At 40.7% G+C, this 6,635-nt stretch carries 5 protein-coding genes; 3 read left to right on the forward strand and 2 right to left on the reverse strand.

Going from position 1 to position 6,635, the window contains the following annotated elements; all coding sequences use genetic code 11:
- Positions 1-206 precede the first annotated feature (206 nt).
- The 3 genes from prsT (at position 207) to F9817_RS23290 (ending at position 4,364) form a co-directional block, all read left to right on the forward strand.
- A complete protein-coding gene (prsT, locus tag F9817_RS23280) occupies positions 207-3,023 on the forward strand; it encodes an XrtA/PEP-CTERM system TPR-repeat protein PrsT (protein ID WP_161158598.1) in 2,817 nt (938 codons plus the stop codon).
- 145 nt (positions 3,024-3,168) lie between these two features.
- On the forward strand, positions 3,169-3,936 hold the full coding sequence (locus tag F9817_RS23285; RefSeq protein WP_161158599.1) for a S1 family peptidase: 768 nt from the start codon (positions 3,169-3,171) through the stop codon (positions 3,934-3,936).
- A gap of 23 nt (positions 3,937-3,959) precedes the next feature.
- Positions 3,960-4,364: a VanZ family protein gene (locus F9817_RS23290; protein ID WP_161158600.1), complete on the forward strand. Its 405-nt coding sequence runs from the start codon at positions 3,960-3,962 to the stop codon at positions 4,362-4,364.
- An 87-nt stretch (positions 4,365-4,451) separates the two neighbouring features.
- On the opposite strand, the gene F9817_RS23295 is transcribed toward F9817_RS23290, so the two are convergent.
- Together F9817_RS23295 and F9817_RS23300 are read right to left on the reverse strand one after the other, a co-directional pair.
- Complete coding sequence (locus F9817_RS23295; protein WP_161158601.1) at positions 4,452-5,345, reverse strand: ThiF family adenylyltransferase; 894 nt, start codon at positions 5,343-5,345, stop codon at positions 4,452-4,454.
- A gap of 67 nt (positions 5,346-5,412) precedes the next feature.
- Positions 5,413-6,327 carry an N-acyl amino acid synthase FeeM domain-containing protein gene (locus tag F9817_RS23300; RefSeq protein ID WP_161158602.1) on the reverse strand — a complete coding sequence of 305 codons (915 nt, stop codon included), beginning with the start codon at positions 6,325-6,327 and terminating at the stop codon, positions 5,413-5,415.
- Positions 6,328-6,635 lie beyond the last annotated feature (308 nt).

The raw sequence follows: 6,635 nt of genomic DNA on the forward strand, positions 1-6,635 counted from the left end.
TCATAAAGCTATATAGATAATTACCGTATTGTATTTCTTTTTACTCCATTAATTATTAACAATTAAACGTTTAAAAAGCCGAAGCATAATACCGTACCTATTTTGCTCTTATTTTTTGATTGCTCTATTTCTAAAAAAGCGCAAAACTGACTACTATAGCCAAAGTTGTTATGGATATTCACTTACATCAGGCATCAGGGAATAGTATGTTCCAGAATAAAAAAAGTGCACCTAGAGCTTTTTTACTCTCTAGCATTACGTCGTCAATGATATTGTTTTCCGGTTTAAGCTACGCCAATGACTACGTTAATAGCGCTCAAAAATACTTAAGTAAAAACGATATCAGTTCAGCTACCATTGAACTGAAAAATGCCATTCAATCATCGCCCAAAGATTCTGAGCCCAGATTACTATTAGGAAAAATTTACCTACAGAACGGTAACTTTCCAGCGGCAGAAAAAGAGCTTTCTCGTTCGCTTCATTTAGGTGCCGACAAATCCACTGTGGTGCCACTCATCGCGAAAACCTTAGTGGCGATGGGCCGTAATGATGATGCCATAGAACTCATTAGTGAGTCAGACATCAATCAACCTAAAGCAAGAGCAGACTTAGTCGGATTACAAGCGATTGCGGAATTCAATTTACGTAATAACGACAATGCAAAATCATTACTAACTAAGCTCACTTCAACGATTGATAAAGGCATCTTAGATAAGTCAGTGTATTTTAATTTGGCACAAACTCGTCTTAGTGCCATCGATAACGATAACTCTGCCGCGCTCTCTTTTGTCAATAAGGCGATACAAGCAGACGAAACCAATAGCGACTCATGGTTGTTGAAAGGTCACATTGAACTGGCTTTAAAAAACACTGACAAGGCAATCACCGATTACAAAAAAGCGTATAGCCTATCCCCAGCCGCTAGCTTTTATTCACTTTACGTCGCGCGTGCTTTAGTACTTGCACAAAAGTTTAAGGAAGCCTCCCCCTACGTTGATAAGATGCTTAGCGCAGTCCCTAATTACCCTATTGCTAACGAACTTAAAGCTGCCATCCTCTATGCCGATAAAAACTATACCGGCGCAAAGGACTCTGCGGATCGAGCCATCAATAATGGTTCAAAAAACACCTCTACAATGTTGATTTCTGCCGTATCAGCTTATCAATTGAAGCTTTATGAACAAGCAGACCGTCGTTTAAAACAAGTGTTACCACGTCTACCTGCTGATCATTTTGCCAATCGCCTCTACATAGTGACGTTGATGAAATTGGGTTACGTTGATGAAGCAATCGACAAAATGGAAAGTCTCGATACTGACAAAAAGGATAACAGTAGTTTCGTCTCTCAAATGAGCTTAACGTTATCTAAACTTGGCCGCGATGATGAAGCGCTTTCATTAGCCACAAAAGCGTATAACAGCAGTAAAAGTAATGATACTGAGATGATGCTTGGTATGGTTAAGCTCGCTGATAACGATGAAAGTGGTTTAAAGGAACTGCGTTCAGCCATTTCTCAGCAGCCAGATCAGCGTAAAGCCGAAATAGGCGTTGCGTACTACTACCTTAAATTAGGTAAACTCGACGATGCTAAAGACGTTGCAGATAAATGGCTGAAAAAAAATCCTAAGGATACTGATGCCTTGGCTTTAAAAGGCCAATATGAGTTACTGATCAAAGACTATAAAGGTGCCGAAGCAACTTACAAAGATCTGTTGAAGATAGTTCCTGATCAAGTAAAAGCTCAAGAATCATTGGCACGTGCATTACTGCTGCAAGATGATTATGACCAAGCCTACAAATACGCTTACCAAGCGAAGAAAAAAGACCCTAACAGTATCGCAGCAATCCAACTTTTATTTAGCAGTGCACAAAAAACTGGTCGAATGGATGACGTTATTGAGCTTATCGATCAGCAACTTAAGCAATCCCCTTCAGACCTATCACTGTTGCATCAAAAAGCATTTGCTCTCATTACTGAGCAGAAGACCCAGCCCGCACTCACTTTATTAGAAAATATTCCTGACGAAGAAAAAACTGGCGAAACATGGTCTCTCATCGGGAACCTCTATTTTATGAAAAAACTCTGGTTCGATGCCGACAGAGCCTATCAAAAATGGCGCAAGCTATCACCTAATAGTGTCAATGCTTATTTACGTTCTATTCAAGTTGATGAAGAATCGGATAATCTCTCTGCGGGGATCGCTCTCACGCAGAAAGCTCAACAACAATTTCCTAACGATATTCGTTTCCCCTTAATTAAAATCAACTTATTAATTAAGTCGAAACAAATCGCTGAAGCGCAAAAGCTGTTAAACAATTTGCCAGCAGAACCTAAAGGTTCCGTGTACGCTTTGAAGCTGCAAGAGAGAATTCATGTTGCTAACCGGGACTTTCCCAAAGCACTGCAACTTCAAGAACAAATTTACAAAAAAGCCCCTGGCTTAGTCGCTGCTCGGGAGTTAGCGTCTCTATACGAAGCATCTGGTGAACGTAAAAAAGCGATCGATTTTTTACAAAATGAAATAGAAACTAGGCCAGAAAAAGCTCGACCTCTGCAACTACTATTGGCCGATATTCAAAGCCGTTATAAACCAGAAGACGCGATTGAACAGTACCAAACGATTATCAAACGAGAGCCTAAAAACCTAATCGCACTAAATAACATTGCATGGTTATATATCAATAAGAACGATTATGATACTGCTTGTAACTATTCGGTAAAAGCGTATGACATGGCGAAAAATCAGCCTGTCATTATCGATACATACGGTTACTGTTTACTTAAACAAGGAAATAAAGAGAAAAATAAAGAGAAAGTAACTGAGGCTGTATCGTTGCTATCCCAAGCGTATAAAACGACTAAAGGATACAACAATGCAGAAATTGCCTTGCATTATGCTGAAAGTCTAATTTCCAATAAACAGTACGCACTGGCGAAAGATGTCTTAAATGATATCGATACCAACAATGCTAAGCTTACGGCAATGAAAAGTAATTTAGAAAACTTGCTCAAGAATATTTAACAAGCTATACGTTGCCTCACACTCTCGGTGTGAGGCAACGCTTTTCTAATCACGGACAGTGGATACTGCCCAACCATTAAATACCTTATAAAGAGCTAACGTTAAAACACAGCCAGTTACGTATTTAATTAACGGGAACCAATTCATGAACACCTTCATTCAGTTTCTCATTCGTTGCTTTGTTGTATCCGTTATTCTGTATCTGCCCAATGTTCACGCCATGTCGTTGCCAGATACTATTCAAGCCATTAGGCCATCCATTGTTGGTATTGGCACCTACAGCCGCCTTTCCGATCAACATTCTCGCTATTTAGGCACCGGATTTGTTATTAAAGATGGCAGTTATGTTGCAACCAATGCGCATGTCATTCCTGAAGTATTAAATGAAGAAGCAAAAGAACAAATCGCCGTTTATGTTGGTCGCGGCGCTCATCCTAAAATTCGGTTTGCAGATGTCGTTGCGATTGATCAAATCTATGATATCGCAATTCTTAAAATTCCAGGGGAGCCTCTAAAACCATTAACCTTGTCAGCACATCAAGTTCGCGAAGGGGAGCAAATCGCATTTACGGGTTACCCTATTGGAGCAGTGTTAGGGCTTTATCCTGTGACTCATCGCGGTATCGTTTCCTGTATCACGCCAGTTGTCACCCCAGCACGAACATCACGAGAATTAACGGTTAATCAAATTAAGCGTCTTAGACATCCTTATATGGTGTATCAGTTAGACGCCACAGCTTACCCGGGGAATAGTGGCAGCCCAGTCTATGAGGTCGATACAGGAAATGTGGTTGCGATCGTCAACAAAGTACTGGTAAAAACGACCAAAGAAGCCATTTTGTCTGATCCAAGCGCGATCACATATGCAATACCAATCAAACACTTAATCGCTCTTGCCCGGAATGCTAAGTAACGCCGAATAAGGAATGTTGAATCATGTTGCAAAGTCTAAAAATACTCACCTTAATGGGCTATACCGTATTAATTGGCTACGTTTCTCTGGCAAGTGACTCCTCACCTGATGCGGTCGTCCCTGACTTAAACAGTTTTGGCGTGCCCGATCTCGATAAAATGGCACATATTAGCGCTTATCTTGTCTTTGCCATTTTATGCAGCGTACTGCTGCGATTAGACAAAATAAAAACCATATTTGGGGCAGCAATCGTGGTCATTTTCTACAGCGCTGCACTTGAATATTTACAGGTGTTTGTGCCTTTAAGAGAACCGTCTTGGCTGGATTTTCTGGCTAACTTTTGTGGCGTTGTGATTGGCTCACTATGTGTTATCTGGTGGCAAAAAAACGCCAAACATAAACCTCGTAAGGGTTTCGCAACCGACTAGACACCTGTTGGTCATTACGACTAACAATACAAAGCCCTCAATTCATATACATGAATTGAGGGCTTAGATTTAATCAATAATGATCCACTAGCACGGTTTATTGTTGAGTAACACTTCTCTTTGGTCAGCGAATTTTTTCGCAGCAAGTAACCGTTTTAGCCGCTGTAATGGACCTCGATTTCCCCAGTGCAGCTTACCCTTACGGTATAGACAGCGCATAGTGTCAAATTGCATGTAATTGGGGACGGCCATCGGTGCACGTTTATTCAATAAAATGATTAATACTTCTGACGTTAATAAACCAGTGGCGATATTACAGGCGCAAGCGAGAGATGGCCCAGAATGGTCGGAAGAGTCGACTTTACTGGTGTCCATATACTTCCAGTGAGTTCCCCATGGGGCGACACCAACAGTAAAAGCAATTAACTGCTCAAACAAATCCATATCATCGTTAATATCAAAATATTCGTCAAAGCTCAAACCATTAGGCACAAACACACTCATCGTGCCTGAGAACCCTAGCGGAGCAGCGAAAACCACAGGCTTCCCGCATTTACGCGCAGTTTTATGCAATAACCTTCTCGCGGGCATTGAAAAGAAATCTATTGCATCAACAATAACATCAGCATTGCTAACGAAATCAACCACATTGTCTTCTTGAATACCATTAGGGAACATTTTGATATCAACCGATGGGTGAATGTCTTTCGCCATTTCAGTCATCACTTCAACTTTCGGTCTATCTGCGGTAGAGGAGGTCGCGCCAATCTGACGATTGACATTTTTAATGCTAAATTCATCAAAGTCGGCCAGGTTAAAACGCCCAATCCCCATCCGAACTAAATCGATCAGCTCTCGCCCCCCTAAACCGCCACACCCCGCCACTGCAACCCGAGAATGCTTTAGTCGTGTTTGCTCTTCCTCAGTCACCAAACCAATATTACGAGTAACTGCCAATTTATAATATTCTTGACTATCCATTATGTTCACCTTGGCATCTGGATTATCCCAGAAATGATATCAATGTCTCGTTGTCCAAAACGCTAAACTAGAATGGGAAAGCTTGTCCAACCCGTTCATATTCATCACGTAGAAGTAACAAATCTTTCTCGTCAAGTGAGTGAATGTAATCCGTTCTTTCTGCTAAGAAATAGTGCAACAATTCATTCGATAATGGGCGTCCTTCCCCTTTCTTACGATTGTAGTTTTCAGTGAAAAAGAAACGGTGTAAATCTGCATCAAACTCTCGACCAGAATAAAACGCTTGCGCCTTTTCATTCGCCTTAGAAATATTAAGTCGATGCCCCTGAACCTTACGAATGTATGCTGCCGAGTAAGGCACGAGTTCCCCTAAAGGTTCAAATAAACATATTTTTTGATAAAAACGGCAATGGCGTTCAGCGACTGAACAGCACAAGTCGGTAACCCCTTTTAATTCAGCAAATTGAAATAACAGCTTGAACATATGCAGAAACACTTTGTACTTGGTGTACTCGGGGTTAAGAGCGAAGGCTGTCACTTCCGCTACCTTGCCACCTTCAGCACGAATTTTCTCAATTTGATCGCCACAAAACTCTTCCATGGGTAAGCCCATAGGGCTATCAAATACAATCGAAACCGTTCCAACAACTTTGTCCGAATCTCTAAAGTTCTGCGGTGTTTTCGCTTCTAATTCTTCGTGAAAATTGGCAATGAAAATACGAGTTTCAGGCAAAAAGTGATATTTGGTAAATCTGATGCCCTGATGATCGTCTTGCTGCAAACCTGCTTCCACATAGTTGTCCCAAACCAAAGTGAATGCACGTTCAATCTCTTCCTTTTTCACCGCTATTTTGTAGGTAACCGCTCGCGCGCTTTGCTCTCCATCGCCGCCATCTTTAGCGATACGCACTTCCTTACGTCTCTCCACAGGCACTGTTTTGCCATTTAATTCCGTGAGTGGTACCTTTTCCGTTATCGCCATGAGTTCACCTCCAAACTGACCAAAATCACAATGAATTGAGTTTGGTATACGATGTCATTACCCGAGTCTTAGCTTATTAAAAGCCACAGAAACCCATCCCTAAATAGTACGGTAGCGTATATTTGAGGATTAAGTTGCTCAAAATAGAAAAGAATAAAATTAATTTAGCAATGTTTTATTTTATAGAAATTTTACATTCCTACATTGCAGCATTCACTTTATTTAATTTCTCGAGTAATTACTACTAAACGTTTAGCGTATTTTCTTCCAATAAATTTTATTTCTATAAATAAATCATAGCGTAACTT

This window comes from Vibrio eleionomae (assembly GCF_009874545.1).
In the GTDB taxonomy this organism is placed as follows: domain Bacteria; phylum Pseudomonadota; class Gammaproteobacteria; order Enterobacterales; family Vibrionaceae; genus Vibrio; species Vibrio nitrifigilis.

What these genes read in the sequence shown, in the direction of transcription:
- prsT (WP_161158598.1), top strand. Translation starts at nt 207, where the DNA reads ATGTTCCAGAATAAAAAAAGTGCACCTAGAGCTTTTTTACTCTCTAGC.
- F9817_RS23290 (WP_161158600.1), top strand. Translation starts at nt 3,960, where the DNA reads ATGTTGCAAAGTCTAAAAATACTCACCTTAATGGGCTATACCGTATTA.
- F9817_RS23295 (WP_161158601.1), bottom strand. Translation starts at nt 5,345, where the DNA reads ATGGATAGTCAAGAATATTATAAATTGGCAGTTACTCGTAATATTGGT.
- F9817_RS23300 (WP_161158602.1), bottom strand. Translation starts at nt 6,327, where the DNA reads ATGGCGATAACGGAAAAGGTACCACTCACGGAATTAAATGGCAAAACA.
- F9817_RS23285 (WP_161158599.1), top strand. Translation starts at nt 3,169, where the DNA reads ATGAACACCTTCATTCAGTTTCTCATTCGTTGCTTTGTTGTATCCGTT.